The organism is Streptomyces sp. A01, from assembly GCF_059026195.1.
The window spans coordinates 1-26,254 of sequence record NZ_JBWLKN010000029.1; the positions used below are offsets into that span (position 1 = coordinate 1).

Here is a 26,254-nt window from a genome sequence, read left to right on the forward strand (position 1 = left end):
TGCAGACCATTGACGATGTGCAACTCGGTCAGGTTCTCGCCCTCCATCGCCTTCGCGAGACGGACGGCCTCCTCTATGCGCATCGTGTACGCGTCCTTCTCCCCCGGCTTGCGCTGGAAGGAGCAGTACGCGCACGACGCCGTGCACACATTGGTCATGTTGAGGTGTCGGTTGACGTTGAAGTGGACGACGTCGCCGTTCTTCCGCGTACGCACCTCATGCGCCAGACCGCCCAGCCAGGCCAGGTCGTCGGACTTGTAGAGAGCGATTCCGTCCTCACGGGTGAGCCGCTCCCCGGCGTGGACCTTCTCCTCCAGCTCACGCTTGAGGCCCACATCCATCGATGCAGCCATCCGGCGCCTCCCATACGTCTGCCAATCGGGCTTACCGAGCGTACTCCTCGCTGTTCAGCCGCCCTCCGCCCCCACCCCGGCTCCCCTGCTGGGCCCGTCCGCGCGGCGGCCGGGCCGGACGCTCACTTGTCCTCGGGCAGCTCCCCGACCCGGTTCTCCCACTTCGTGGAGAGCACGATCGTGGTGCGCGTACGGGACACGCCCTTGGTGCCGGACAGCCGCCGGATGGTCCGCTCCAGATCGTCCACGTCTCCGGCGCGCACCTTGAGCATGTACGAGTCGTCGCCCGCGATGAACCAGCAGTCCTCGATCTCGGCCAGGTCCCGCAGCCGCCGCGCCACGTCCTCGTGGTCCACCGCGTCGGAGAGCTGGATGCCGATGAGGGCGGTCACACCCAGGCCGAGCGAAGCGGAGTCCACGGTGGCGCGGTAACCGGTGATGACTCCGGCCGCCTCAAGGCGGTTGATCCGGTCCGTGACGCTGGGTCCGGAGAGGCCCACGAGCCGCCCCAGCTCGGCGTATGAGGCCCGGCCGTTCTCCCGTAGGGCCTGGATGAGTTGCCTGTCCACCGCGTCCATGTGACGGCACCTTTCAAAGTTCTGCGATCCAGCAGGTTTAGGTGTAGAATCTAAGGCATGTAGGGCCCGATGCCCTACAAATCTGTAGCCGAATTAGCTGATCAAAGACGATCCTTCAGGAGTGAGCTACCCCGTGTACACGATCGAGATGGCGTACGCCCGCATGCGTGAGCTGCAGGAGCTTGCCAACCGCTCGCGTGCCCACCAGTCCGTCGAACGGCGCCCGACCGCTGCCAAGTCCCGGTTCGCGCGCGCCAAGAAGCGCTAGACGCCCGGGTCCCAGCGCGAGGCCCCCGTGTCCTGGCGCTGGACATCCGCGTCGTACAGAGCGCCGCCTGACCGCCCGGTCGGCGGCGCTTTTGACGCACCGCGCTAGACCTCCCCACGCGCGTCACCCGCGCCACGCCGGTCGTGCGCGCCACGCGAGCCACTGGCACCACCGAGTTCCCCTTCCCATCGGCGGTACAGCTTGTGGGGCACTCCCGCCGCGTCGAGCGCCCGCCCGGCGACGAAGTCCACCAGATCCTGGATGTGCGTCGCCCCCGCGTAGAACGCCGGTGAGGCGGGGAGCACGACAGCGCCCGCCTCGTCCAGCGTCACCAAGTGCTTGAGCGTCGGCCCTGTCAGCGGCGTCTCCCGCACCGCTACCACCAACGGCCTGCGCTCCTTGAGCGTCACGCTCGCCGCCCGCTGGAGCAGATCCTTCGAAAGCCCGAGCGCCACCCCGGCCACGCCCGCCGTGCTCGCCGGCACGATGATCATCCCCCGCGCCGGATACGAACCTGACGACGGCCCGGCCGCCAGGTCCCCGGCCGCCCAGTACCGCAGGTCGGCGACCGAGGTGTCCACGTCGAACGCGTCCTCGGTGCCGTCGGCGCCGCGCGCCAGCCAGCGGCCCAGGTCCTCCCGCCAGTGCGCGTCGCGGAAGGAAATGCCTGTCTCGTCGAGCAGCGTCAGCCGGGCGGCCCTGCTGACCACCAGGTCAACGGCCTCGCCCGCGCTGAGCAACGCGCGCAGCACCGAGGCCGCGTACGGAGTGCCCGAGGCGCCGGACACACCCACGAGCCAGGGACGGCGCTGAGGTGCGGGTTGGAGTCTTTCCACAGACCGAGCCTATCCGGCACCCCGGCGCCGGGTTCCGGGTGTTGTCCGACAACCCCCGCGAGCGCCACACCTGCCCGCTGAACCGTCCTTGGCCGCACCCGCCCCGGACCCCGGTGCGCGGGCGGGACCGACGCCCCGCCGCTCACACCATCGGGTCACCCGGCCGCCGGGCGCGCACCCCTCGGGTCACACCGTGAGTCCGCGCGCGAACAGATCGGCCAGCGTGCAGACGAACAGGCAGATGCCGATCACACCGTTGACCGTGAAGAAGGCCCGGTCGAGCCGGGACAGGTCATGCGGCCTGACGATCGTGTGCTCGTAGACGAACGCCACGGCCACCACGGCGAGCCCGCCCCAGAAGAACGCGCCCGCGTCCGTCGCCAGCGCGTACCAGACCAGCAGCCCCATCGTCACGACATGGCAGCCGCGCGCCCCGTACAGCGCGGCGGGCACCCCGAACCTGGCCGGGACCGACTTCACCCCGTGCGCCCGGTCGGCCGCCACGTCCTGCGAGCCGAAGATCAGGTCGAAGCCGCCGATCCAGACGCCGACGGCGAGCCCGAGGATCACCGCGTCCCCCGACCACTCCCCGGTGACCGCGATCCACGCGCCGACCGGCCCCATCGCCTGCGCGAGCCCGAGGATGGCGTGCGGGAAGTCCGTGAACCGCTTCCCGTACGGATAGACGACCATCGGCACCACCGCGACCGGGGCGAGCATCAGGCACAGCGGGTTCAGCAGCGCGGCGGCACCGAGGAAGACGGCCAGCGCGACCAGGGCGCCGCCGCACGCCGCCCGCACCGACATGGCGCCGGTGACCAGCTCACGGCCCGCCGTCCGGGGATTGCGGGCGTCTATCTCGCGGTCGATGATCCGGTTCGCGGCCATCGCGAACGTCCGCAGGCCCACCATCGCCAGCGTCACCAGGAGCAGCACCCCCCAGTGGATGTTCTCGTCCCGCTCGTACATCGCGGTCAGCGCGGCGATGTACGCGAACGGCAGCGCGAAGACCGAGTGCTCGATGATCACCAGGCGCAGGAACACCGACACCCGCCCACGCGGGCGGGGAGCCGCCCCCGCGCTGCCTTCGCCTACGGCGGCCTCGCCGCTCACAGGCCGTACTCCTTCCAGCGCCGCGTCACCCGTTCGGATGTCGCCGGGTCGGAGACGACCATCTCGGGCCAGCCGCCGTCCCGGGTGTAGCCCTCTTCGGGCAGCTTCGCGGTCGCGTCGATGCCCGCCTTGCCGCCCCAGAACTGCTGGTACGAGGAGTGGTCGAGGTGGTCGACCGGGCCCTCCACGACGGTCAGGTCGCGGGAGTAGTCGGTGTTGCCCAGCGCGCGCCAGGACACCTCGTGCAGGTCGTGCACGTCGCAGTCCGCGTCGACCACGATGATCAGCTTTGTCAGCGACATCATGTGCGCGCCCCAGATGGCGTGCATCACCTTCTGCGCGTGCTTCGGGTACTTCTTGTCGATCGAGACGATCGCGCAGTTGTGGAAGCCGCCCGACTCCGGCAGGTGGTAGTCCACGATGTCCGGCACGATGATCTTGAGCAGTGGCAGGAAGAACCGCTCCGTGGCCCGCCCCAGCGGCCCGTCCTCCGTCGGCGGACGGCCGACGACGATCGACTGGATCAGCGGGCGCTTGCGCATCGTGACGCAGTCGATGGTCAGCGCGGGGAAGTCCTCCTGCGGCGTGTAGAACCCGGTGTGGTCGCCGAATGGCCCCTCGGGCAGCGTCGTCCCCGGCTCAAGCCAGCCCTCGATGACCACCTCGGCCTGCGCGGGGACCTGGAGCGGAACGGTCTTGCAGTCGACCATCTCGACGCGCTTGCCCTGCACGAACCCGGCGAACAGGTACTCGTCGATGTCGCCGGGCAGCGGCGCCGTCGACGCGTACGTCACAGCGGGCGGAGCACCGAAGGCGATGGCGACCGGCAGCCGCTCACCGCGTCGCGCGGCCACCTGGTAGTGGTTGCGGCTGTCCTTGTGGATCTGCCAGTGCATGCCGATGGTGCGCTTGTCATGCCGCTGGAGGCGGTAGAGCCCCAGATTGCGGATGCCGGTCTCGGGGTGCTTGGTGTGCGTCAGCCCGAGGTTGAAGAACGAGCCGCCGTCGCCGGGCCACGTGAACAGCGCCGGAAGCTGGTCGAGATCGACATCGTCCCCGGTCAGGACCACCTCCTGGACCGGCGCTTCCTTGACCTTCCTCGGCGGTACGTGGGTCATCCCCGCGAGCTTCCCGAACGCCTCGCGCACCCCGACGAAGCCGTGCGGCAGCTCGGGCTTCAGCAAGCCGCCGATCTTCTCGCTGATGTCGCCGTACGACTTCAGCCCGAGTGCCTTCAGAAGCCTGCGGTCGGTGCCGAAGACATTCATGGCCAGCGGCATCGCCGAGCCCTTCACGTTCTCGAAGAGCAGCGCGGGACCACCGGCCTTCTGCACCCGGTCGACGATCTCGCCGACTTCCAGATACGGGTCGACTTCGGCCTTTATGCGCTTGAGGTCACCGTCGCGCTCCAGCGCCCGCAGAAACGAGCGAAGATCGTCATAAGCCATACGGTCAAGTATCCGACACGCGTTACCCCCGCTCGCAGCCGGGCACGCGCCGCGCCCGTCGGCGGCCTCCGCGGCACGGGGCGCTCCCCGCAGCCCGAGCGGTCTACCCTGGACCCGTCACCGGGCCTTCCGCCCAGGACACCAGATGTGACTCCGCGTACTTCAGGGGGCCTCCCAGCATGCTCAGGTATCTGCCGTTCCTGCTGGTCCTGGCGCTGTGGATCTACGCCTTCATCGACTGCCTGAACACCCCGGAAAAAGAGGTGCGCAAGCTGCCGAAGGTGGCGTGGGTCATCATCGTCCTGCTTTTCGGACAGGTGCTGCTCGGGCCCATCGCCTGGCTGGTCGTGGGCAGGCCCCGCAAGACGGCCGCGGGCGGCGGCTTCGGCGTGCGCCCCGGTGGCCGCCGGGGCGGCGGCTGGGTCGCGCCCGACGACAACCCGGAGTTCCTGAAGTCCCTACGTGAGGACAAGCCCGGCACCCCCGAGCAGGACAAGAAGGACCCCGATCGGGGCGACGACGAGGGCCCCGAGGGGCCCGAAGGCGGCAAGGGCGGCAAGGGACAGGACGGCTCGGGGCCGACCCGCGGCTGACGCCTTGGCGTCAGCCGCGCAGCCAGGGGCGCGGGGAACTGCGCGACCAGCCACGACGCACCCGCAGGCCGCGCCGCACGCACAGGGCCCCGCTCTCCCCTCCGCACGATCCCCCAGACGATCCGCCGGGCACGGCCGCACGGTGTTCACCCGGCCGTGACTCCGCTGCTGATGGCTTCTGATGCCGGCCCGGCTCCTGACGTCGGCCCCGGCCCGGGGCCGAGTTCTGAGCTTGGCCCCGGCGCCGATCGCGGCCCCAGTGCTGATGCCGGCCCCGGTGCTGACTTGGGCCCCGGTGCTGACTCCGACCCTGGTCCTGACTTCGGTCCCGGTTTCAGTCCCGACGCCGGTCCCGGTGCCGGTCCCGGGGTCCGTCCTGATGCCGGTCCCGGTCCCGGTCGTGATCCCGGTCCCGGATGGGCGTGTCGCTCGGCGTGCGGTCCGGCTCCTGGGCCAGGGCGTGGTTGCGCCGGTGGCCCGGCATGCGGCTCGGCATGCGGCCTGTCACGTGGCTCGCCCCGCTGTCCGGGCTGGGGTCCGGAGTGGGGCCCCGAGTGGGGTCCGGAGTGAGGTCCGGCCCGCTGGGTCATGCTCCGCTTCCGCTGCTGCTTCCTTTCTTGGCGGTCCTTCCGGCGCTCGTACCGCTCCTCCTGCCGTTCCTTCCTGAGCTCGTACCGCTGCTGCTGGACGCGCTGCCGCGGTTCCGGCTTCCGCTCCGGCAGCCGTTCGGCCTTCGTGGGGCGCTGGCCCGCCGAGCCGACCACGCCGCGCTCGGCTATCGCGCTGGTGCTGGTCACGGCTCCGGCGGCGGGCGCGTCGCAGTTCTCCCTGGCGGTGTTGGGTGCCTTCTCCGGGTCGACGATGACGACCCGTACGCCGAGGAATTCCAGGTTCTTGTGGTCGAAGATCCACTCCTCGCGCTCCCCGGTCCGGTCATCGACCCGTGCGACGGCGACCCCGCGCCGCCCCATGGCGTCCACCGCGTCGTTGATGACGACCACTCCGGGGATGCGCGCGACCGCCCGGTACAACGCGGACTCCGTCGCGGGCGGCAGCAGCGTCTCACTGATGAGGTCGCCGACGGCGCTGAACACCCGCTGGTCATCGGGCCTGCCGTCGAGGTCGGCCGCGTACAGCGACCGCAGCAGTGTGCGGGGGTCACGGGGCAGCTTCTGCAGATGGCGGTAGGCCGTGGAGGTGGGGCCCGGCCCCTCGGGGTCCAGCCTGATCCGCTCGCCGGGGTACTGGTCGCTGCGCAGCAGCCCCGGCTCGGTGCCGTCCACCGAGCGCCATAGCTGCCGCTGTTGAGCGGGCTCCATGAACGTACAGACGGTTTCGTCGCTCGATTCGGCCATGGACGCGCTCGTTGAGCGCACGTACGTGAACTCGCCGTCGCGTGGGGCCACCGAGGGCGCTTTATCCGCGGCCGCCGCGATGCGCGCGAGCAGGCGTGGCGCCCCGCCCTTCTCGTCGCCGCCTCCGTGCGCGCCGGGCGCGAAGGTCGTGCTGGCCGCCGGTCCCTGGCGCAGTTCCTGGCGCTTGGGGCGCGGCTCGCCCGAACCGTCGGTCGTCGACCGGGTGATGACCATGATGACGGCGAACACCATGGCGAGCGCCACGGCGGGCCCGGCGAACTCGGGGCCGAGCCAGCGTCTTCGTGGTCCCGCCGGGGGTCCGTCACGCTGGAGGTCGTCCAAGCCCTCGGACGAGCCCTCAGACGCTTCCCCCTCGGCCGCGCGTGCCACGGGCTCGCCCACCGCGGGCTCGCGTCCCGCGCAGTCACCTGCCGCGGGCGCTCCCCCACCGGGCTCGCGCCCAGCCGTCTCCCCGCGCTCCCGCGCTCGCGCGGGCTTCCCCCGCCGGGCGGGTCCAGCCTGCTCCGGTACGCGCCGGGCTTCCTCTCCCGGCCCCCCTCCCGGCCCCTCTTCCTGCCCCTGCTCCTGATGGGTCTCGGTCAACGGACGCTCCTCGCGGAGCCGATGACGGACCGGCACGGTATCCCGCCCGCGAGGCGAGCGGAGCGGCGGATCGCGTCCATCGGTTCCCTCCTGGTAGTTCCTGCCACGGAATCGCGGCCCCCCTCCACCAGTCCGGAGCCGACCGCGGTTCGCCATCCAGTGTCGCGCTGCCGCGATCGGTCCATGCCGGCACCCCGGCATGGACCGGCCACATCACGCCCACCGGTGACGGTTCCGCCGCCGCGGCCCCCGTCCACCGCGCACGCGAGAAGGCGTTCCGGAGGACTACGGGCGCTGGCCGGGCTTGTCCACCACGGCACGCTGGAAGATGGCCGTGCTGCCGGTGACCGTTCCCGCCTTGACGCCCTGGCCGTCCTTCAGCTGCACGGTGCGCTCGCCGAGGAGCTGCTTGGTCTTCTTGTCGAAGATCCACTCATCACGCTGGCCGGGGTTGTCGTCGTCGACCCGGGCGACCGCGATCCCACGCCGTCCGGCGGCGTCCACCGCGTCCTCCACCACGACCACGCCCGGGATATTCGCCGCCGCGCGGTAGAGCGCCGCGCTCACGTCGGCCGGTGCCAGCGATTCCCGCAGCAGATCGCCGACGAGGACGAACGCGGCCTGGTTCACGTTCTGGCCACTGCCCTTGACCCCGTTCGTACGCAGCCACTGGTACATCTTGCCGGGGTCGGTGGGCAGCGACTCCAGGTGGCGGTAGTAGGTGGCCCGCTCGTAGCCGGGCCCGCCGGGCTTGAGCTCCGGCATCGCGTCGTCCGGCTTCTCGCCCTCCTCGACGACCCGCCCCATCCGGGTGCCGTCCACGGACTCCCACGTCTCACGGCGGTGCGGCGTGCCGAGCTTGAGCGGCTTGCCCTCCTCGACCGTGGACCAGGCGACCTTGCTGTCCACATAGACGAACTGGTCGTCCCTGATCGCGCTCTTGGGCTTCGTCTCCGACTCCTCGGCGACGGTCGCGATGCGGTCGAGGAGCTGCGGCGCACCCGCCTTCTCGTCGTCGCCCGCGTTCGGCGCGAAGGCGTACGTCGCTTTGCCGTCGCGGCCCACTCGGGTGCCGCCCTCGTCGGAGTCCGCCAGGGTGAGAGTGGCGACGGTGGCGAGCGCGAGCGCTCCCGCGATGGCCGGGCCCGCGACGGCCGGGCGCAGGTAGCGGCGCCAGGCGGCGGGGCGGGCGGGGCCCGCTGGGCTCGTCTTCGGCTCGCTGGACTGCCGGATCTCGCTCATCAGGTGCTTCTTGAGGAGGTCGTGACGGCCCGGCGGAAGGTCCCTCTCGGGGAGAGGTGGAAGGTTGCTGTTCATCGGTTTCCCTCCTGGGTGGGCCTCACCGCGGTGATGCGGCTACCTCTCACCTGTCCGTGGCGGGAACGCGGTTCCCGACCGGTCACGGCGGCTCGTTCCGCCGCGGTGGCCTGACCGTCCGCCGTACGGGCACGCTCCTTCGGGCGCGTGGCGCCGTCCACCGCACGCGCGAGCTTCTTGCGCGCCCGGGACAGCCGGGACCGTACGGTGCCCACCGGCACTCCCAGCGCCTCGGCGGCCGCCGCGTAGTCCAGGCCGGACCACACGCACAGTGCGAGCACCTCACGTTCGGGGCGGCGCAGCGAGGCCAGTGCCGTTCGCACGGTGTCCAGCAGGTCGGTGTCGTCGATCTGGGCGGCGACGTCGTCGGCGAAGTCCCGTACGACGGCCGGGGGTGGCAGCCGGGCCATCGCGGCAGAGTGCCGCCGGGCGGCGCGGCGCGTGTTGCGCGCGGTGTTGGTCGCGATGCCCAGCAGCCACGGCCGCAGACTGCCGCCGTCGGGGTCGATTCTGTCCCGACGTCGCCACGCCTCAAGAAAGGTCAGCGACACCACGTCCTCGGCCGTCGACCAGTCGCCTGTCAGTCGGTAGGCATGGTTGTAGACGGAGCGCGCGTACTCGTCGAAGACCTGCTCGAAGGCAAGGGGGTCACCGGCGCTGATCCGCGTCCGCAGATTCGTCTCCACACCATGCACTGTCCGTTCGGGGCGGGCGCGTTCCCGTGACCCGCGTCACAGACGGCGCGCGGGTTGCCGACTGGGCGCTCCCCGGGGCGAGGCCGCGTCCCAGAGAGTACGGGAGCTCGTGGTTGCCCGGCGCACAGGACGGGCAGACCACTCGACGCGGGACTCACCCACGGATGCGGCGAACGCGTACCGTTCGCCGGCCTTGAGCCGCATCACCGCTTCCCACTGTCCATGGTCAAGCCATCGGAACGCACGCTCGGTGTCGTGTGGACCGAACCCGGACAGCAGAACGCGAACGGCAAGACGCATCCACACCATGGCCTGGGTGGAGATCTCGGCGCCCCGAGCTCGCACTCGGACCTGTTCGTACCCGTCGTCAGACATCGGGGTACGGGTGATGAACTCGCACCACCATCCCGGCGACAGAAAGGATGCGGGGCGGTGCATCAGGCTCGCTCGCGTTCTTCCCCCTCTTCGTAGTCGATGACCGCCGGGGAGGCTGACAGCACGAAGCGGACCGAGCCGTCACAGATCAACATTCCGCATCGCCCGCCCTCGAATTAAGGGGGACCTCTGCCCAAACGGTCTTACCGATGACCTCGGACGAGCACCCCCACCGATCGCATAACAGCTCGACCAGCAGCAACCCCCGCCCCCCTTCTGTAATCTCCTGCACATCGGGGCTCTCCATGAGATCGAGAGGCTTTCGCGGTCGCGGCTCCGCCTGGTCCGCGTCGCGCACCTCCACGCGGAGCACGCTGTCAAGTAGCCGGAGCGTGTCGCCGACCTCTCGCCCCTTCGGGACGCGCGCATGTGTCACCGCGTTCGCGACCAGCTCATCAACCACCGAGACCACGTCTGCCGCCGTTTCATCACTCAGGCCCCACTCGCCAACGACCCGCCCAGCTCGGCGACGCGCGTTCTTGACTTGGGCCCTGTGCGAGGGGTAGCGGGCGCGATCCGTTCTCCGTTCGGGCACGTAGATGCCGAGTTCATAGGACGTGTGAAGAACGGCGATTACGACATCTGACGCACACGAATGAGCCCCGCGCACGGCAACATGCCGTGCGCGGGGCGCAGTGTTTCACGGGCTGCCGGTTTGCCACGCGGTGACGAGAACGACGGCGACAGCGGCGAGTGCGACGACGGTGGGCCATGGCCCAAGCCCGCCCCCAGTCGCCCGCTCCGTCCCAGACCCTCGCGCCGGGCGGGGCTGGGAAACCCAGCCCCGCCCGGCGCGAGGGAAAGAGGGAAAGACGGAAAGAGCAAAAGCGGGAAAGCCCGGCCTCAGACTCCGGCGTACGAGTGCTTGCCGGTCACGAAGATGTTCACGCCATAGTAGTTGAACAGGAAGCACGCGAAGGCGATGAGCGCCAGGTAGGCGGCCTTGCGGCCCTTCCATCCGGCCGTGGCGCGTGCGTGCAGGTAGCAGGCGTACGCGACCCACGTGATGAACGTCCAGACCTCCTTGGGGTCCCAGCCCCAGTAGCGGCCCCATGCCTTCTCGGCCCAGATCGCGCCCGCGATGAGGGTGAAGGTCCACAGCGGGAAGACGGTCGCGTTGATGCGGTAGGCGAACTTGTCGAGGGTCGCCGAGGACGGCAGCCGCTCCATGACCGAGGTGGCGAAGGCGCCGGGCTGCTTGCCGTCCGGGTTCTCCAGCTTGGTCTCGTAGCGGTCGCGGAAGAGGAAGAGGAGCGTGGCGACCGCGCCGAGGTAGAGGACCGCGCCGGAGATGATCGCGCAGCTGACGTGAATCCACAGCCAGTACGAGTCCAGCGCGGGCACCAGCTGGTCGCTGTCGGTGTAGAGGACGGAGACGGCCAGGCCCAGGTCGAGGAGGGCGCTGGTGACCAGCGGGAGGCCGATCCAGCGGACGTTCTTGCCGCAGGCCAGCAGGATCACGTACGCGACGACCGCCACCATCGACAGGGTGATGGAGAACTCGTACATGTTGCCCCACGGGGCGCGCTCCACCGACAGGGCGCGGGTGAGCACACCGCCGACGTGCAGCAGGCCCGCGAGGACCGTCAGCGAGACGGCGATCCGCCCGTAGAGGTCGCCCTTCTCGGTGCCGCCGGCCGCGCCGGGACCGTCCGGCACGTCACGGGTCCCGGCGACCGACCGGGTGACGACCTTGGGGCGCTCCAGGACGGCGGTGCCGCCGCCCTGCCCCGCGACCTTGACGGTCACGGTGGAGACCGTGGCCTTCGCCGGGGTGGCGAGCGCGGCGGCGGTGCGGCCGACCTTGCTGCGGCTCCCGAACACCCACTCGGTGATGTAGGCGATGAAGGCCAGGGTGTAGACCGCCATGGCCGAATAGATCAGCACATTGCTGATATTGGCCAAATTCTCGTTGGCTGCGGCCGCGAGATTCACGCGCGCGCTCCTTCGGCAGGATCTGTTGACTCAGATTCCGGTTCTGGTTCGGCGGGTGCGTCCGCCTGCAGGGCCACCGCCAGGTCGGCCAGCTCCTCCGGGAGCTTGGCGGACTCGCTGCGGCCGAGCCCGGCCATTTCGACGACGGTCGTGCCGTCCTTGCCGGATACGGCCCGCACCCACACCCGGCGGCGCTGGATGAACAGGGACCCGGCCAGGCCGACCAGCGCGGCGACCGCGCCGACCAGCGCCAGCTCGTTGCCCGGCTGGTGCGAGATCTGGAAGCTGGCCCAGGTCTTGATGCCGTCGAACTTCAGCGATCCGGCCCCGTTCGGCAGCGTCATGGTCTCGCCCGGCAGCAGCTTCTTCGCGAAGGACTTGCCGTCGGCGTCCTTGAACTGCTTCATGTTCTCGGTCTTGAGCTGGTACACGTTCTGCGGCAGCCCGCCGTCGATACCGAGCCGGCCGTGGTACGCGGTGAGGAAGAGCACCGGGTAGTCCAGGGCGGGGAACTGCGAGAACATCGTCTTCGCGTTCGAGCCGCCGAAGGTCGGCACGAAGAACCCCTGGAAGCCCAGCTGCTCCTTCTTGCCGTTCTTGTCCCGGTAGTCGGGAACCTTGATCACGCCGGACGAGGTGAGGTTGCCGTCCTGCTGGAGGAAGGGCACCGGGCCCTTGAACGCGACGTCGCCCTTGCCGTCGCGCACCGTGACGATCGGCGCGTAGCCAGTGGAGAGCAGGAAGACCTTGTTCCCCGCGATCTCCAGCGGCTCGTTCACCTCGATGTCGGTCTTCTTCTCCTTGCCGTCCGCGCCTTCCCAGTACTTCACGTGGGCGCGGAACTCGCGGGCGGTGCCGCGCTGCGACCCGGAGCGCTCGTAGCGGGCGGTGAAGTCTTCGAGCGAGAAGCCGAACGGCTCCAGGTTGTCCTTGTCGAAGAAGGCCCCGGACTTGAAGTCGTCGTACTGCGTGAGGCTGTTGGTGAAGCCGTCCTGGTCGCCCTCGGTGATGAGCTTGCCGCCCTCGGACTTCCATAGCTGCCCGACGGCGAACGCCACCAGCACCACGATCAGCGCGATATGGAAGAGGAGGTTGCCGACCTCGCGCAGGAAGCCCTTCTCTGCGGCGACAGCGTCGCCCGCCACATGGGCCCGGAAACGGCGCCGCTTGAGGATCTGCCGCGCCGCCGTGAGCACCTGCTCCGGCTCCGCTTCCGTACGCCACGTCGTGTACGCGGGCAGCCGGGTCAGCCTGCGCGGCGCGCCCGGCGGGCGGCTGCGGAGCTGGCCGACGAACTGCCACGTGCGCGGCACGATGCAGCCGATGAGCGAGACGAACAGCAGGATGTAGATCGCGGAGAACCACACCGAGCTGTAGACGTGGAACATCCCCAGCTTCTCGTAGAGCGGGGTCACCGTCTCGTGCCTGGCCTTGAACGCCTCGACCTTCACCGGGTCGATGCCGGTCTGCGGGATCAGCGAACCGGGGATGGCGCCGAGCGACAGCAGCAGGAGCAGCAGCAGCGCGACCCGCATCGAGGTCAGCTGCCGCCAGAACCACCGGGCCCAGCCGAAGACCTCGCGGCCGGTCCACGCCAGGGCGCCCAGCGCGCCGGGCGCGCGTACTCCGCCGAACGAGCCCGGCACGGCCTGGCCCTCGGCGGGAGCGGTCGACAGCTGCTCTCCGGCGGCGCCGAGATCGCTGTCCTCGGTCGCGGCGGCGCGGGCGGCGGCCGCGGCGGTGTCACCGGTGATGCCACTCGCTGTGTCACTGGCTGCTGTGTCACTGGCTGCGGTGTCACTGGCGCCGGGGCCGGTCGTCGCCTCGGTCGTCGCCTCAGCGGCGTCGCCGGCGCCGGTGTCGGTGGTGGCCATGGATCAGATCCCAACGTTGAAGCTGGAGGTCCAGACCCGCATATCGTCCATCATGCGGTCCCAGACTCCCGTGATGAGCAGCAGCCCAAGCGCGACGAGCATCCCACCGCCGATGCGCATCACCCACACGTAGTGCCGCTTGACCCAGCCGAACGCGCCGAGGGCCCGGCGGTAGGCCACGGCCACGAGGATGAACGGCAGGCCGAGGCCCAGGCAGTACGCGGCGGTGAGCAGGGCTCCGCGCCCCGCGCTCGCCTCATTGAACGCCAACGCGTTGACGGCCGTGAGGGTGGGGCCCAGACACGGCGTCCAGCCGATGCCGAACAGCACGCCGAGGACGGGCGCGCCCGCCAGTCCCACGGCGGGCTTCTGGTGGAAGCGGAACTCCCGCTGCCCGAACCCCTTGAGCACTCCCATGAAGGACAGGCCGAGGAGGATGGTGACGGCTCCGAGCACCTTGGAGATCGTCTCCTTGTGCTGCTGGAGCTCCCAGCCGAAGTTGCCGAAGAGCGCGCCGCCGGAGACGAAGACGGCGGTGAAGCCGAGGACGAACAGGGAGGCACCGGCGAGCATCCGGCCGCGCTTGGCCTCGCCGAGGTCGGTGCCGGTGACGCCGGTGACGTACGACATGTAGCCCGGGACGAGCGGCAGCACGCACGGCGAGAAGAAGGAGACGAGACCGCCGAGGACGGCGACCGGCAGCGCGAGCAGCAGGGCGCCGGTGAGGACGGTCTGGTTGGGGTCGGTGGCGGCGGCGAGAACGCTCATGACAGGCGGATCACTTCTCCGCGATCAGCGGCTTGAGCGCCTTGTCGAGCGCTTCCTCGCTGAGGGGCGTCAGCGCGCGCACCGCGATCTTGCCGTCCCGGTCGAGGATGATCGTCGTCGGGATCGCCTGGGGGTTCAGGCTGCCCTTGGGGAATCGCAGCATGAGCTTGCCGATCGGGTCGTACAGGCTGGGGTACGGGACGTCGAATTCCTTCTCGAACTTCACCGCGTTGTGCTTGTTGGTGTCCCGGGTGTTGATGCCGACGAACTGGACGCCCTTGTCCTTGGTGCGGTTGGCGACCTTCACCAGATTGGGCGTCTCGGCCCGGCAAGGCGAGCACCACGAGCCCCAGATGTTGAGGACGACGACCTTGCCGCGGTAGTCGTCGACGTTGATCTGCTTGCCTTCCAGCGCCTCGCCGGACAAACTCGGCGCGGCCTTCCGGTCACCCTTGGCGACCGTGCTCACACCGCCCGTGCCCTGCACGAACTTCGTATCGGACGAGCCGCCGGACATCCCGCCCGTACCGCAGGCGGTAAGGGTCAGTGCGGCGGCCGCGGCCCCAGCGGCCAGGACGGGGAGACGACGGCGCGAGGCGCGTCGGCGGCGGGCACGGCAGGCACTCATGTGAAAAGTTTCGCATGGGCGCCCCGGGGATCTTCCCCGCCCCCCTCACGCCGCCCATCACCCCCGGTCGGGGCGGGTACCGGCCATTCCCGTCGGCACCCGCGGCGCCTCTCTGGCCCTCCCCGGCCGCCGGGCCCGCCCGGCCCTCGCGGGCGTCACGGCTTCGCCGTGAACTTCTCCCCGACCCCGAGGCCGCGCAGTGAGGCCAGCACCTGCGGGTCCTGCGCGTCCAGCCAGTCCACGAACTGCCGGAAGGACACCAGCCGGACGTCCTTGTGCTTCTCGTCGGCGATGTGCTTGACCGCCTCCTCGACGGCGTCCATGTAGATGCCGCCGTTCCACGTCTCGAAGTGGTTGCCTATGAACAGCGGGGCCCGGTTCGTCTCGTAGGCGCGCTTGAATCCCGCGATGTACGCGCCGGCCGCCTCGCGCTTCCAGCCCGGGTAGCGGGCGGGCGGGCCCTTGGTCGAGTTCTTCGACTGGTTGGCGAGCATGTTGTAGTCCATCGAGAGCACCTCGAAGGAGTGACCGGGGAACGGCACAGCCTGCAGCGGCAGGTCCCAGATGCCCTGCTTCTTCGTCGGCCAGACCTGCCGGCCGCCGGGCGAGCTGGCGTCGTAGCGCCAGCCGAGCTGCTTCGCGGTGGGCAGCAGGTTGTCCTGGCCCAGCAGGCAGGGGGTGCGGCCGCCGATGAGTTCCTTGCGGTAGTCGAAGGGCAGCGGCTCAAGATCGGTGAAGCCGGTGTTCGTACGCCACTTCGTGACGAACGACATGGCCTGGTCTATCTCGGAGCGCCACTGGGCGGGGGTCCACTGGCCCACGGAGCCGGAGCCCGCGCAGAAGTGGCCGTTGAAGTGGGTGCCTATCTCGTGGCCCTCAAGCCACGCCTCCCGCACGTTCTTCAGCGTCTCCTTGATGTGCTCATCGGTGAGGTAGCCGATGTCGGAGGCGCCGACGGGGTTGTTCGGCGGGCGGTAGAGGTGCTTCTTCGACTCGGGCAGGCAGTAGATGCCGGACAGGAAGAAGGTCATCTTCGCGTCGTGGTCCTCGGCGAGCTTGCGGAAGCGCGAGAAGAGGCCGTTGCCGACCTCCCCCGCACCGTCCCACGAGAAGATCACGAACTGGGGCGGCAGCTGCCCGGGTTCAAGGCGCTCCGGCTTGCCCGGCTGGTGCGGCTGCGGGCCCGTGTCGGCGGTCGAGCCGTCGCCTATGGGCGTCGCCTTGCCCTGGGTGGTCTGCTTGCTGTCCGGCCTGGAACCACCGTGTCCGCCGCCCGAACCGGACGAGCAGCCCGCGACGGTCAGCGCCGCCGCAGCTCCCGCACCCGCGCCGAGGCCGAGCAGCCCCCGTCGACTGATGTCACGCATCGCTTCCCCATCCACTCGCCACGCAATAATCCCTATATAGGGACAACGGGTGAGATGTCGTGACAGGCGATGGGGTTCCGAAAACCGCCCCTGCTTTTCAACTTTTGGCCTGGGCTTTACGGCGCGGCAGCGGAGCGTGACAGGCCCGAACGCAGCGCCACCCCGGAGCGGTCACGGATGGCGGGGACGGCGCCGACCGCAGGCCGGCCGCCGTACGCCACGTACCGGCGCGGTTACGCCCCGGCGCCCTTGGAGCCGCCCTTCACCGGCTTCGCACCGGCCCGCAGATGCGGCGGGACCAGATCGAGAGCCGGTTCGGAATAGCCGACCGAGACAATCTTGTCGCCACGGTAGGTGAAGGTGGTCAAACTAGCCAGCGTGCACTGACGTTTGCGCGGATCGTGCCACAGCCGCCGCCGCTCCACGAAGCTGCGCACCACCCAGATCGGCAGCTGGTGGCTCACACACACCGCCTCATGGCCGCGCGCCGCGTCCCGCGCCGCGCCCAGCGCCGCCATCATCCGTACGACCTGCTCGATGTACGGCTCGCCCCACGATGGCCGGAACGGGTTCGTCAGGTACTTCCAGTTGGCGGGCTTGCGCAGCGCGCCGTCCCCGACCCCGAAGGTCTTCCCCTGAAAAACGTTGTCCGCCTCGATCAGCCGCTCATCGACGGCCAGATCGAGGCCGTGCGCCTTCGCGATCGGCGTGGCCGTCTCCTGCGCGCGGTCCAGCGGAGACGCCACCACATGCGTGACGTCCCGCTCCGCGAGGTGGTCGGCGACCCGGTCGGCCATCCTCCGGCCCAGGTCGGAGAGGTGGTAGTCGGGCAGCCGCCCGTAAAGCACACCGTCGGGGTTGTGCACCTCGCCGTGCCGCATCAGATGCACGACGGTCGTCTCGCTGTCACTGCCACCGCGGCTGTCACTGCCACCGCGGCTGCCGCTCTCGCTGTTCGTCATACCGTCCATCATTCAGTCGCCTCGGCGGCGGCCCGCGCCGCCCCCGGCAGCGCGGCGGCGATCCGCTCGATCGCCCGCTCGTCGTGCGCCGTGGACACGAACCACGACTCGAAGGCGGACGGCGGCAGGTAGACGCCCTGCGCGAGCATCGAGTGGAAGAAGGGCGTGAAGCGGTACGCCTGCTGCGCCTTGGCCCCGGCGTAGTCCACCACGGGCTCGTCGGAGTCGGTGAAGAAGACCGAGAACATGTTGCCCGCGACCTGGAGCCGGTGCGCGACACCCTCCTTGGCGAGCGCGGTCGTCACAAGACCGCGCACCTCTTGCGACACCGCGTCGACCTTCCCGTACGCGGCGTCGTCCAGCAGCCGCAGCTGCGCGAGCCCGGCGGCCGTCGCGACCGGGTTCCCCGACAGCGTCCCTGCCTGGTAGACGGGCCCGGCCGGGGCCAGGTGCCCCATCACGTCGGCACGGCCGCCGAAGGCCGCGGCCGGGAAGCCGCCGCCCATGACCTTGCCGAACGTCATCAGGTCGGGCCGCACGCCGTCGATCCCGTACCAGCCCGCCTTCGAGACGCGGAACCCCGTCATCACCTCGTCGGAGATGAACAGCGCGCCGTTCTCCTCGCAGACGGACTTCAGCCCCGCGTTGAACCCGGGCAGCGGCGGCACCACGCCCATGTTCCCCGGCGACGCCTCCGTGATCACACACGCGATCTCGCCCGGGTGCGCGGCGAACGCCGCCCGCACCGCGTCCAGGTCGTTGTACGGCAGGACGACGGTCTCCCCGGCCTGCGCGCCGGTCACACCGGGGGTGTCCGGCAGCCCGAACGTCGCCACCCCGGACCCGGCCGCCGCCAGCAGGGCGTCCACATGCCCGTGGTAGCAGCCCGCGAACTTGATCACCTTGGCGCGGCCGGTGAAACCACGCGCGAGCCGGATCGCCGACATCGTCGCCTCGGTGCCCGACGACACCAGACGCACCTGCTCGACCGGCTCGATCCGGGCGACGATCTCCTCGGCGAGCGCCACCTCCCCCTCCCCCGGCGTGCCGAAGGAGGTGCCGCGCGCGACGGCGGCCTGAACCGAGGCGATGACCTCCGGATGCGCGTGACCGAGAATCATCGGCCCCCACGAGCACACGAGGTCCACATATTCCCGGCCATCGGCGTCAGTGAGGTACGGACCCGTACCGGACACCATGAACCGGGGCGTACCGCCCACGGCACGGAACGCGCGCACGGGAGAGTTCACGCCACCGGGCGTGACATCGGCGGCACGGTCGAAGAGCGTCTGCGAGACTGGGGCTTCATAGGGAAAAGGCACTTGGGTCCTGACCTGCGGAAACGTAGGGAAAGGCCACGACGTTCGGTCGTGGCCCACCGACTGGCGAAAGCTCGGAAGAACTCCTCGCTCTCGACCGGGCGTCAGCCCCCGCTCGTCTGCGAAACTGGGCCTTCGAACGGATAGCTCACACATGCCATGGTGTCAGAGGCTGATGGGGCCCTGCGGAGGGGCGTTTCGCGGCGCCCTCTCGGGGGAGGTCTCTGACACGATGATCGGGTTGCGCGGCCGGGGCCGCCAGTGGTCGGGTGGAGATATGCATCGCGGTGGCGAACTGGGCGAGGGGACCGATGACCGGGGTCCCGAGCGCCCCGAAGTTCCCCATGCGGCGGGCCGGAAGGCCCGACGAGACCGAGAGGGCCAGCGGCTTGGCCGACACCGGCGGAGCGAAGCCGGCGGCGACAGCAGAGGCAGCCGCATGGGCGTGACCTACAAGTACTTCGGCGCGCCCGACGGAGCGACGGCGGCCCGCGTCCCCATTTCCATGCGCCCGGAAGAGCTCGGCGGCGACGAGCTCGGCCACGGCATGTTCACCAAGATCAAGCCGGAGACGATGGCCGCGATGGTCCTCACCGGCATAGAGGGCATACCCCTCCACAAGGTGCCCCCGCTGGAGCTGGTCGTCCTTCACCCCGACTACGCCGTCGTCAAGCTCCCCATGACGGTCGTCGACCCGCTGCGCGGCGTGGGCGAGGAGGCCGTCGGCGCCGCCGCCTTCATCTGGTCCACCGTCCCGGACCGCGGCGGCCCCCGGAACGCCTACACGGTCTACCAGCTTCTCCACGAGTGGCAGGACTTCTCCCACCGGCTCCACGAGGCCGGACACCAGGCGTACTGCCTGGTGTGGCCGTGAGGCCGGGCGCTGTCCGCAACGAGTGCTGTCCTGGCGCTGTCCTGAACCGAGCGCTGTCCTGGCGCTGTGCTGAACCGAGTGCTGTCCTGGCGCCGCCCTGGTCGGGCGCCGTCCTGACGCCGTCCTGGTCGGGCGCCGTCCTGACATTGTCCTGAACTGATCGCTGACGCCGTGCGCTGGGCGGCTCCGGGCGGGCGCGTCGCGAGCCGGGTGGCGGCCGCCTCCGGCGCGTCACCCGTAGCCCGGCGCGCCGCCCCCGTCGCGACGGTTCCGGTGGGCGGCCGTTCCCCCTAGAGTCGCCCGCATGACGCGCGCGGAGATCGTGGTCGAGGGCTTGCGCTTCGCCGAGTCGCCCCGGCACGGGCCCGACGGCCTGTGCTACTTCTCCGACCAGCACGGGCACCAGGTGTGCACGGTGGACCTGGCCTCCGGCGCCCGCTCCACGCTGTTCGAGGTGGCCGGGCAGCCGTCCGGGATCGGCTGGCTGCCCGACGGGCGGATGCTCGTGGTGTCGATGGTGGACAGGTCGGTGCTGCGCCGTGAGCCGGACGGCACGCTGGTCGAGCACGCCTCGCTGGCCGGGATCGCCACGTTCCACGCCAACGACATGCTCGTCGATGATCAAGGCCGCGCGTACGTCGGCAACTTCGGCTTCGACCTCCACCGCAGATACCGCACCGCCAGCGTGCGCGCCGCCCTCGGCCTGCCGATCCCCGGGGCCCGCTTGGCGCTGGTGGCCGCCGACGGCTCACCGCGCCCGGTCGCCTCGGATCTGAAGTTCCCCAACGGCATGGCGCTGCTGCCCGACGGCACCTTCGTCGTCGCCGAGACACTGGACGGGCGGCTCACCGCGTACGACGTCGCCGCCGACGGCGGCCTGTCCAACCGCCGCGTCTGGGCGCGGTTCCCCCGTCGGCGGCTCATCGCGCCGGACGGGATCTGCGCCGACGCCGACGGCGGCATCTGGCTCGCCGCGGCCGCCCGCCCCGCGGCCTACCGGGTCACCGAGGGCGGCACGGTCACCGACGTCGTCCACACCAGCCAGAACTGCTTCGCTGTCGCCCTGTCCGGCGCCGACCGCCGCACGCTCGTCTGCTGCACCGCCCCGACCTCCCTGCCCGCCAAGCTCACCGGCGCGCCGCGCAGCAAGCTGGAGACCGCCCGCGTCGACGTGCCGGGCATCTGAGGCGCTGGAGCCGGACGGGACCAACGAGGGGCCCCCGGATGCGGAGGCGACCGCCCCCTCCATCTCCCACGCCACACCCTCCTTCCCTCACGTCACCCCCTTCCGTCTCTCACGTCGCCTCCGTCAGCGTTCTTGACACATCACGGAGACCGCGTAGCTTCACCACCGAGACAGGTCACCGTGTCACCGCCACCTCGCGCTGCTCCAGGGAGAAGCCAATGGCAGTGGGTCCGATCGCCCGCGTCGCACAGGGCACCATCCGGGGAAGCGTCCGGGAGGGGATCACGGTGTTCACCGGAATCCCGTACGCGACGAGCCCTACGGGCCCCCGGCGGTTCCGGCTCCCCGAACCAGCCTCCTGGCAGGGCGAACTCGACGCGCGGGAGAGCGGGCCGAGCGCCCCGCAGGCCGGTGAGCCCGGCCAGTCACCGCTCCAGGACATCACGGGCGACAGCTGGGTGCGCGGCGAGGAGTACCTGACCGCCAACGTGTGGACGCCCGGCACCGAAGGCTCGCGGCTGCCGGTGCTGGTGTTCGTCCACGGTGGCGCCTTCGTACGAGGTTGCGGCAATGCCGGGCTGTACGACGGCACCCGGTTCGCTCAGGACGGCGTCGTCCTGGTCACCCTCAACTACCGGCTGGGCGTCCACGGGTTCGCCTCGCTCGAAGGCGCCCCCGACAACCGGGGGTTGCACGACCAGCTTCTGGGCCTGCGGTGGGTGCGTGACCACATCGGCGCCTTCGGTGGCGACCCCGACAACATCACGGTCTTCGGCGAGTCCGCGGGAGCCGGAACCGTGTGCGCGCTTCTCGCCACCGCCCCGCCCGGCCTGTTCCGGCGCGCCATCAGCGCCAGCGGCGGCGGCTCCCAGTCGCTCACCCCCGCCCAGGCCCAGGTCACGAGCGCGGCGCTCGCCGCCCGCCTCGGTGTCCCCGCCACGGCCGCTGGATTCGCCGACGTACCCGACAGCGACCTGGTCGACGCGCTGGAACAGGTCTCGGCCACGCGCCCGGACCTGACCGTGGACGGCGCACGCGATCCGCTGATGGGGCTCACCCCGCTCGGCCTGGTCGTCGATGGGGACCTGGTGCGCGGCCAGCCGCTGGACGACGTCCGGGCGGGCGCGGCGGCCGACGTCGAGCTGCTGCTCGGGAACACCCTCGATGAGATGAACCTGTTCCTGCTCACCCTGTCCGACGTGCCCGTCACCGAGGACGTACTGCCGGCCCTGGTCTCCCGGCTGCACCCCGAGCCCGGCCGCGTCATCGACGCGTACCGGAAGGCGGGCCGTGGCGACGGCCCCGCCGAGCTGCTGTCCGCCATCGGCACCGACTACATGTTCGCCGTCCCGACCGCCCGCCTCGCCGACGCGCACGCCCCACACCCGGCCGGGACCTGGCGGTACGAGTTCAGCTGGCCCTCCCCCGCCCTCGACGGCCGCCTCGGCGCCTGCCACGGCCTTGAACTCCCCTTCGTCTTCGACAACCTGGGCCGTGTCGACTTCCACTCGCTCGGCCTGATCCCCGACGACGAGCCGGTCCACGCACTGGCCAAGCGGACGCATGACGCCTGGGTCTCCTTCACCCGCGACGGCGACCCGGGCTGGCCCCGCTACACCGCCGAACGACCGACGGTGCAGCGGCTCGACCCGCAATGGCGGACGACGGAGCAGGCGGACGGCGCCGAACGGGCGGTGTGGGACGGCGTGCGCTGACCACCAGGCCGCGCACGGCCCGACAGCCCACGCCCCTCGGTCTTCCCTCCTGGCCGGCCCTCAGGCTTCCCTCCTGGCCGCCAGGCTCCCGCTGTCCGCGACCGCCGCCCTGACCAGGCCGCTGCGCAGGCCGCCCGCTCAGCGCCTGGCCGAGAACGCGGGCAGGCGCGCCGCCGATGTCCCGAGCCCCGTGGGGCCGCCCAGGGGCCAGCTCGCCGCGCCCGCGACGCGCCGCAAGTCGGCCTCCGTGTACCGGTGGCAGCCCCGGTGCCAGGTGAGGATTCCGGCGAGCCAGTTCTGGAGTTCCACCACATAACCGTTCAGGACCTCCCGGGCCTCTTCCGACAGTTCGTAGTCGTCGAAAAGGACCGGCAGTTCGTTGGCGGCCACATGCTGGAACTGCCGCATGCGCGACGTCATCAGGTCGTGGATGATGCCGAGCGCCGTCGGGTAGTCGCAGTCGAAGAAGTTCTGGACGACGAGGATTCCGTTGTGGACCTCCCCCTCGTACTCGATCTCCTTCTGGTACGAGAAGCAGTCGTTGAGCAGGCACGCGTAGTCGGAGGCGGCGTTCTCCAGCGACTGCATCGGCCCGCTGCGGTAGATCTCCTGCGGCACCCGCTTCCCGTGGCCGATGCGGCTCAGGCTCATCGTCAGATCGGAACCGAACGTCTTGCGGCGCATCTCGATGTAGTCCACCGGGTCGGGAATCCGGTTCTGCGCCTGGTTGGCGAGTTCCCACAGCCAGCTGGACGTCATGGTCTCGATGGCCGTACGGAACTGGCGCCGCGCCTCCGGGGCCATCGGTCCCGCCGTCCGCGCCCACAGATCGGCCAGCGCGCGCTCCAGGGCGTTCGCCGGGACGGGGCAGGGTGAGCCGTCGACCGGCATGAAGGCCGAAAGCCGCTCGGTCGCCACCCGCGCGCCGACAAGGTCCCGGGTCTGCCCGAAGACCACGGGGTAGTAGTCGTCACCGTAGGTGCCCCAGGCCAGCCAGCCCGAGGACAGGTCCAACTGCTCGGGAGTGGCGTCCGGATGGATGCCCGCCGCGCAGAGCGGCAGGTCGATGTCGATGAGCCTGGCGGCGTCCCAGACATCGGAGCCGGGAATGCCGGGCTGCGCTTCGAGCAGCCCCATGCGGTCCGCCCACTCGACGACATTGCGGCGCGCGGCCTCCAGATGCGGGCTGAGCCGGGTGGTGAACGGCATCTCGAAGTCCGGCAGCAGTGAAGGGCCGACCTTCGTGTACGGGACGTGGGTGAAGGAGCGGACGCGCTGCGCGCCGGTGGCGGCGATGAGCGACTTGATGTCCGCCGCCGAGGTGCCGACCCCGCCGAGCGCGAAGGACGACAGCCCGGGAGGCCAGCCGGCCGACCACCCGGACACGCCACCGGGCACGCCGCCGGCCGACGCGGAACTCCCGCCGCCGTTCATATAGCGGCTTGAGCGCATGTGCCACTCGTGCCCGCCCGACTGCCAGTCCTGGAGGCCCTTCACATAGGCCGTCACATCCGTGCAGGACTTCGGGTCGAGGCCCTTTTCCAGGCAGAGCGGGCCCAGCTCGGTCAGGGCCGTGTTCTCGAACTGCTGCAACCGGGAGGTGAGCAGATCGTTCACGGCATCAGCGGCCTCCTGCGTCGTACAGCCCAGGAAGTTCTCCAGGACGAGCACGCCATTGCTCAGCTCGCCCTCGTCCTCGATTTCCCGCTGATACGAGAAAAGGTCGTTGCGCAGATGCACCCCGTCGGAGAACGCGTCTTTCAGCACCCGCAGCGGACGCGAACCAACGACCGCCTCCGGCACCTCGGCGCCCGCCGCGTATTCGACCAGCCCGGACGACCACGGAGCGCCGCCGACCTTACGGCGCATCTCGATGTATTCCACGGGATTGGGCACGCGGCCCGCGTTGATGTTGGAAAGCTCCCACAGCGACTCGTTGAGCAGGTTCTCAGTACTCTCGGCGAAGCGCGCCCGCCATTCCATGGACATGCTGGGCACGGTACGGGCCCACAGATCGGCGAGCCCCGCCTCGACGGGGTTCGTCGGCTCCGGGGTGGGTGTGGCCAGGTCCATCGGCATGAACGCGGGCAGCCTGGCCAGATGCTCCTTGCCGCCTTCCCGGTCCTGTGTGCGCTTGAACTCCGCCAGGAAGTAGTCGTCGAAGAAGAAGACCCACACATACCAGTCGGTGACGAGGGAAAGGGCCGGGCCCGAGGTGTCGGGGTGGGTATAGGCGCAAAGCAGTGCGTAGTCATGGGAGTCGAGATCGCTTTCGTCCCAGATCCCCGAGCCCTCCAGCATGTTCATGTCGTGGGCCCACTGCCGGCAATGCTCCCGCGCCTCCTCCACGTGTGGATTCAGCCGTGCCGGATAAGGCATGTAGAACGTCGGAAGTTCAAACGGCTGCGCCATCGGTCCCCAACCCTTCGTCGAGCAGTCGCCGCGGGTCGACGCGTTCGCGCACGGCGAGTCAACGCGTCATGCCCGCGCGGGTGAATGCGTACAGGAGTGCGACATGAAGGGCCTGGCGGCTATCCGTTCGTCTTCCGTTCGCATTCCTTCGGCGCGCCCCCCTCCAGCCACCCCCGGACGCCTCAGCACTACCCCCGACGCGATACGCCTACCCCCGCCCAAGAACAGTCAGATAAACACATAACTACGGTGCACGGCGGCCACCACGGCCCCGCACACCGCTGCCCCCAGCACCACTGCCCGTCCCGCCCCGGAACCGGCGTCCTACCCTTCCGTCATGCTCATCGCACGCTCCATCGCCCTGTTCGTCCTGGCCGCCCTGCTGGAGATCGGCGGTGCGTGGCTGGTCTGGCAAGGCGTGCGGGACCACAGGGGGTGGGCGTGGATCGGCGCCGGGGTCATCGCCCTCGGCGCGTACGGGTTTGTGGCGACGCTCCAGCCCGACGCGGAGTTCGGGCGCATCCTCGCCGCGTACGGCGGGGTGTTCGTCGCGGGGTCGCTCGCCTGGGGCGTGGTCGCCGACGGCTACCGCCCCGACCGCTTCGACATCGCCGGGGCGCTCATCTGCCTGGCGGGGGTCGCCGTCATCATGTACGCGCCGCGCGGGAGCTGAGGCCGCCGGCGACCTCAGCTCCCGGAGCGTTGAGCACATCGTCACCACCGACCGGTCGGCGCACGCGTCCCCTTTCGACACGAGTTGCCTGGACCTGGGCGGCGGGCCACCCTCCGCGGGCGGGCTGATCAATCGCCCTGATCAGCCGCCCGCTCAGTCGGTTCCGGTCAGTGGTTCCGATGGGTCTTGCCGACCGGTCACGCTGATCGGTCGTCCCGGTGTCCGATCAGTGTTCCGGTCCGCGTTCCGGTCAGTGTCCGATCGACTGTCTCCCGGCCGGTCGCTCCCGACCAGCCAGGTCCGATCAGTCACCGTCCGGACGGCCACGCCCAGTTGGTTACAACCAGTTGGTCACGCCCAACGGGGCCATGCCCAACCAGTCACAACCAACCGGTCACAGCCAACCGGTCACGTCCGGCGGATCGCCTCCTGCCGGTCGCGTCCGGTCAGTCGCACCCGGTCAGTCGTCCTTCATCACCGACAGAACGCAGCCGCTGTAGGCGTCGATCAGCACCTCGTAGATGACCTTGTTGCGCTTGACCTCGACCTCCCACACATGGCGCTTGCGCTTGTCGCTCTTCTGAATTCTCTGGTACTCGGGCTCGGCGCTGTCGGCCTGGCCCCGGACCGTCTGCTCGGCGATGTCGAGGGCGGCGCGCATGGGGATCTTGTGGTGCTTGCTGGCGCTGTCGTGGCAGCCGTTCGACTTGTTGTGGTGCTGGCTGTGGTGCCTGTTGTGGTGCCCATCCCGGTGGTGGTTCGAGTGCGGGTCTGCGGTGGCCGTCGTCGCCGCGGTGCCTGCCAACAGCGCTGCGGCGGCGACCGCGCCGGTGAACAGAACACCTGGTCGGCGAGTATGGAGCACGGGCATGGATCTGCTCTCCTACGTAGCGGGTTCGCTGTGTCCGGTATCGCTAGCGGACGTATCGTCATATTTACCTTCAAAA

The 26,254-nt window shown here is 70.2% G+C and carries 23 protein-coding genes and 1 pseudogene; 6 read left to right on the top strand and 18 right to left on the bottom strand.

Annotation, left to right across the window (positions count from 1 at the left end; genetic code table 11):
• Both AC5P1B_RS29400 and AC5P1B_RS29405 read right to left on the bottom strand, forming a co-directional pair.
• Positions 1 to 341 (bottom strand): annotated as a pseudogene (locus AC5P1B_RS29400) (aminofutalosine synthase MqnE); the annotation flags it as partial.
• 134 nt (positions 342 to 475) lie between these two features.
• Entirely contained in the window at positions 476 to 931 is a 456-nt protein-coding gene (locus tag AC5P1B_RS29405) for an Lrp/AsnC family transcriptional regulator (RefSeq protein ID WP_493890978.1), read from the bottom strand.
• A gap of 121 nt (positions 932 to 1,052) precedes the next feature.
• Between AC5P1B_RS29405 and AC5P1B_RS29410 the strand changes: the two genes are divergently transcribed.
• On the top strand, positions 1,053 to 1,199 hold the full coding sequence (locus tag AC5P1B_RS29410) for a hypothetical protein (RefSeq protein ID WP_493890979.1): 147 nt from the start codon (positions 1,053 to 1,055) through the stop codon (positions 1,197 to 1,199).
• Positions 1,200 to 1,303: 104 nt separating this feature from the next.
• Here the strand turns inward: AC5P1B_RS29410 and AC5P1B_RS29415 are convergent, their stop codons facing one another.
• From AC5P1B_RS29415 to AC5P1B_RS29425, 3 genes are all read right to left on the bottom strand, one after another.
• Positions 1,304 to 2,035, bottom strand: a complete 732-nt coding sequence (locus tag AC5P1B_RS29415; RefSeq protein ID WP_493890980.1) for a UbiX family flavin prenyltransferase — start codon at positions 2,033 to 2,035, stop codon at positions 1,304 to 1,306.
• A gap of 186 nt (positions 2,036 to 2,221) precedes the next feature.
• Complete coding sequence (gene mqnP / locus AC5P1B_RS29420) at positions 2,222 to 3,148, bottom strand: menaquinone biosynthesis prenyltransferase MqnP (protein ID WP_493890981.1); 927 nt, start codon at positions 3,146 to 3,148, stop codon at positions 2,222 to 2,224.
• Complete coding sequence (locus tag AC5P1B_RS29425; RefSeq protein ID WP_493890982.1) at positions 3,145 to 4,596, bottom strand: menaquinone biosynthesis decarboxylase; 1,452 nt, start codon at positions 4,594 to 4,596, stop codon at positions 3,145 to 3,147. The genes mqnP and AC5P1B_RS29425 overlap by 4 nt, the downstream gene beginning before the upstream one ends.
• Positions 4,597 to 4,775: 179 nt before the next feature.
• Here AC5P1B_RS29425 and AC5P1B_RS29430 point away from each other — a divergent pair, with 179 nt between their 5' ends.
• Positions 4,776 to 5,189 (top strand): PLD nuclease N-terminal domain-containing protein, encoded by a 414-nt coding sequence (locus AC5P1B_RS29430; protein ID WP_493890984.1) that lies wholly within the window; start codon positions 4,776 to 4,778, stop codon positions 5,187 to 5,189.
• A 146-nt stretch (positions 5,190 to 5,335) separates the two neighbouring features.
• Here the strand turns inward: AC5P1B_RS29430 and AC5P1B_RS29435 are convergent, their stop codons facing one another.
• The 11 genes from AC5P1B_RS29435 to hemL form a co-directional block, all read right to left on the bottom strand.
• Positions 5,336 to 7,147, bottom strand: a complete 1,812-nt coding sequence (locus AC5P1B_RS29435; RefSeq protein ID WP_493890985.1) for a CU044_5270 family protein — start codon at positions 7,145 to 7,147, stop codon at positions 5,336 to 5,338.
• Positions 7,148 to 7,432: 285 nt separating this feature from the next.
• Positions 7,433 to 8,464, bottom strand: coding sequence for a CU044_5270 family protein (locus tag AC5P1B_RS29440; RefSeq protein ID WP_493890987.1), 1,032 nt, complete (start codon positions 8,462 to 8,464; stop codon positions 7,433 to 7,435).
• Positions 8,461 to 9,150, bottom strand: a complete 690-nt coding sequence (locus tag AC5P1B_RS29445; protein WP_493890989.1) for an RNA polymerase sigma factor — start codon at positions 9,148 to 9,150, stop codon at positions 8,461 to 8,463. Before AC5P1B_RS29445 ends, AC5P1B_RS29440 begins: the two co-directional genes overlap by 4 nt.
• A gap of 532 nt (positions 9,151 to 9,682) precedes the next feature.
• Positions 9,683 to 10,204, bottom strand: coding sequence for an ATP-binding protein (locus AC5P1B_RS29450; protein ID WP_493890991.1), 522 nt, complete (start codon positions 10,202 to 10,204; stop codon positions 9,683 to 9,685).
• 233 nt (positions 10,205 to 10,437) lie between these two features.
• Entirely contained in the window at positions 10,438 to 11,529 is a 1,092-nt protein-coding gene (ccsB, locus tag AC5P1B_RS29455; RefSeq protein WP_493890992.1) for a c-type cytochrome biogenesis protein CcsB, read from the bottom strand.
• Positions 11,526 to 13,403, bottom strand: coding sequence for a cytochrome c biogenesis protein ResB (gene resB / locus AC5P1B_RS29460; RefSeq protein WP_493890993.1), 1,878 nt, complete (start codon positions 13,401 to 13,403; stop codon positions 11,526 to 11,528). The genes ccsB and resB overlap by 4 nt, the downstream gene beginning before the upstream one ends.
• 3 nt (positions 13,404 to 13,406) lie before the next feature.
• Positions 13,407 to 14,171, bottom strand: coding sequence for a cytochrome c biogenesis CcdA family protein (locus AC5P1B_RS29465; protein ID WP_493890994.1), 765 nt, complete (start codon positions 14,169 to 14,171; stop codon positions 13,407 to 13,409).
• Positions 14,172 to 14,181: 10 nt separating this feature from the next.
• Positions 14,182 to 14,799, bottom strand: coding sequence for a TlpA family protein disulfide reductase (locus tag AC5P1B_RS29470; protein WP_493890996.1), 618 nt, complete (start codon positions 14,797 to 14,799; stop codon positions 14,182 to 14,184).
• A gap of 155 nt (positions 14,800 to 14,954) precedes the next feature.
• Complete coding sequence (locus AC5P1B_RS29475; RefSeq protein WP_493890997.1) at positions 14,955 to 16,166, bottom strand: polysaccharide deacetylase family protein; 1,212 nt, start codon at positions 16,164 to 16,166, stop codon at positions 14,955 to 14,957.
• 233 nt (positions 16,167 to 16,399) lie between these two features.
• Positions 16,400 to 17,128 carry a histidine phosphatase family protein gene (locus AC5P1B_RS29480; RefSeq protein ID WP_493890998.1) on the bottom strand — a complete coding sequence of 243 codons (729 nt, stop codon included), beginning with the start codon at positions 17,126 to 17,128 and terminating at the stop codon, positions 16,400 to 16,402.
• 8 nt (positions 17,129 to 17,136) lie between these two features.
• A complete protein-coding gene (hemL, locus tag AC5P1B_RS29485; protein ID WP_493890999.1) occupies positions 17,137 to 18,450 on the bottom strand; it encodes a glutamate-1-semialdehyde 2,1-aminomutase in 1,314 nt (437 codons plus the stop codon).
• Positions 18,451 to 18,724: 274 nt separating this feature from the next.
• Here hemL and AC5P1B_RS29490 point away from each other — a divergent pair, with 274 nt between their 5' ends.
• The 3 genes from AC5P1B_RS29490 (at position 18,725) to AC5P1B_RS29500 (ending at position 22,222) form a co-directional block, all read left to right on the top strand.
• On the top strand, positions 18,725 to 19,321 hold the full coding sequence (locus tag AC5P1B_RS29490) for a hypothetical protein (protein WP_493891000.1): 597 nt from the start codon (positions 18,725 to 18,727) through the stop codon (positions 19,319 to 19,321).
• A 304-nt stretch (positions 19,322 to 19,625) separates the two neighbouring features.
• Complete coding sequence (locus tag AC5P1B_RS29495) at positions 19,626 to 20,507, top strand: SMP-30/gluconolactonase/LRE family protein (protein ID WP_493891002.1); 882 nt, start codon at positions 19,626 to 19,628, stop codon at positions 20,505 to 20,507.
• A 218-nt stretch (positions 20,508 to 20,725) separates the two neighbouring features.
• The gene (locus AC5P1B_RS29500; protein ID WP_493891004.1) at positions 20,726 to 22,222 is read left to right on the top strand and encodes a carboxylesterase/lipase family protein; all 1,497 of its coding nucleotides are present in this window, start codon (positions 20,726 to 20,728) and stop codon (positions 22,220 to 22,222) included.
• A gap of 138 nt (positions 22,223 to 22,360) precedes the next feature.
• Here the strand turns inward: AC5P1B_RS29500 and AC5P1B_RS29505 are convergent, their stop codons facing one another.
• Positions 22,361 to 24,634: a family 2 encapsulin nanocompartment cargo protein terpene cyclase gene (locus tag AC5P1B_RS29505; RefSeq protein ID WP_493891005.1), complete on the bottom strand. Its 2,274-nt coding sequence runs from the start codon at positions 24,632 to 24,634 to the stop codon at positions 22,361 to 22,363.
• Between the two features lie 337 nt (positions 24,635 to 24,971).
• Here AC5P1B_RS29505 and AC5P1B_RS29510 point away from each other — a divergent pair, with 337 nt between their 5' ends.
• The gene (locus AC5P1B_RS29510; protein ID WP_493891006.1) at positions 24,972 to 25,307 is read left to right on the top strand and encodes a YnfA family protein; all 336 of its coding nucleotides are present in this window, start codon (positions 24,972 to 24,974) and stop codon (positions 25,305 to 25,307) included.
• A gap of 460 nt (positions 25,308 to 25,767) precedes the next feature.
• Here AC5P1B_RS29510 and AC5P1B_RS29515 read toward each other — a convergent pair whose 3' ends face one another.
• Positions 25,768 to 26,178 carry a PepSY domain-containing protein gene (locus tag AC5P1B_RS29515; protein WP_493891008.1) on the bottom strand — a complete coding sequence of 137 codons (411 nt, stop codon included), beginning with the start codon at positions 26,176 to 26,178 and terminating at the stop codon, positions 25,768 to 25,770.
• Between the last annotated feature and the right edge of the window lie 76 nt (positions 26,179 to 26,254).

Excerpts from the sequence above, each read along its gene's own strand:
- AC5P1B_RS29405 (WP_493890978.1), bottom strand. The coding sequence starts at position 931 with ATGGACGCGGTGGACAGGCAACTCATCCAGGCCCTACGGGAGAACGGC.
- AC5P1B_RS29425 (WP_493890982.1), bottom strand. The coding sequence starts at position 4,596 with ATGGCTTATGACGATCTTCGCTCGTTTCTGCGGGCGCTGGAGCGCGAC.
- AC5P1B_RS29430 (WP_493890984.1), top strand. The coding sequence starts at position 4,776 with ATGCTCAGGTATCTGCCGTTCCTGCTGGTCCTGGCGCTGTGGATCTAC.
- AC5P1B_RS29440 (WP_493890987.1), bottom strand. The coding sequence starts at position 8,464 with ATGAACAGCAACCTTCCACCTCTCCCCGAGAGGGACCTTCCGCCGGGC.
- resB (WP_493890993.1), bottom strand. The coding sequence starts at position 13,403 with ATGGCCACCACCGACACCGGCGCCGGCGACGCCGCTGAGGCGACGACC.
- AC5P1B_RS29465 (WP_493890994.1), bottom strand. The coding sequence starts at position 14,171 with ATGAGCGTTCTCGCCGCCGCCACCGACCCCAACCAGACCGTCCTCACC.
- AC5P1B_RS29470 (WP_493890996.1), bottom strand. The coding sequence starts at position 14,799 with ATGAGTGCCTGCCGTGCCCGCCGCCGACGCGCCTCGCGCCGTCGTCTC.
- AC5P1B_RS29475 (WP_493890997.1), bottom strand. The coding sequence starts at position 16,166 with ATGCGTGACATCAGTCGACGGGGGCTGCTCGGCCTCGGCGCGGGTGCG.
- AC5P1B_RS29480 (WP_493890998.1), bottom strand. The coding sequence starts at position 17,128 with ATGACGAACAGCGAGAGCGGCAGCCGCGGTGGCAGTGACAGCCGCGGT.
- AC5P1B_RS29490 (WP_493891000.1), top strand. The coding sequence starts at position 18,725 with ATGCATCGCGGTGGCGAACTGGGCGAGGGGACCGATGACCGGGGTCCC.
- AC5P1B_RS29495 (WP_493891002.1), top strand. The coding sequence starts at position 19,626 with ATGACGCGCGCGGAGATCGTGGTCGAGGGCTTGCGCTTCGCCGAGTCG.
- AC5P1B_RS29500 (WP_493891004.1), top strand. The coding sequence starts at position 20,726 with ATGGCAGTGGGTCCGATCGCCCGCGTCGCACAGGGCACCATCCGGGGA.
- AC5P1B_RS29505 (WP_493891005.1), bottom strand. The coding sequence starts at position 24,634 with ATGGCGCAGCCGTTTGAACTTCCGACGTTCTACATGCCTTATCCGGCA.
- AC5P1B_RS29510 (WP_493891006.1), top strand. The coding sequence starts at position 24,972 with ATGCTCATCGCACGCTCCATCGCCCTGTTCGTCCTGGCCGCCCTGCTG.
- AC5P1B_RS29515 (WP_493891008.1), bottom strand. The coding sequence starts at position 26,178 with ATGCCCGTGCTCCATACTCGCCGACCAGGTGTTCTGTTCACCGGCGCG.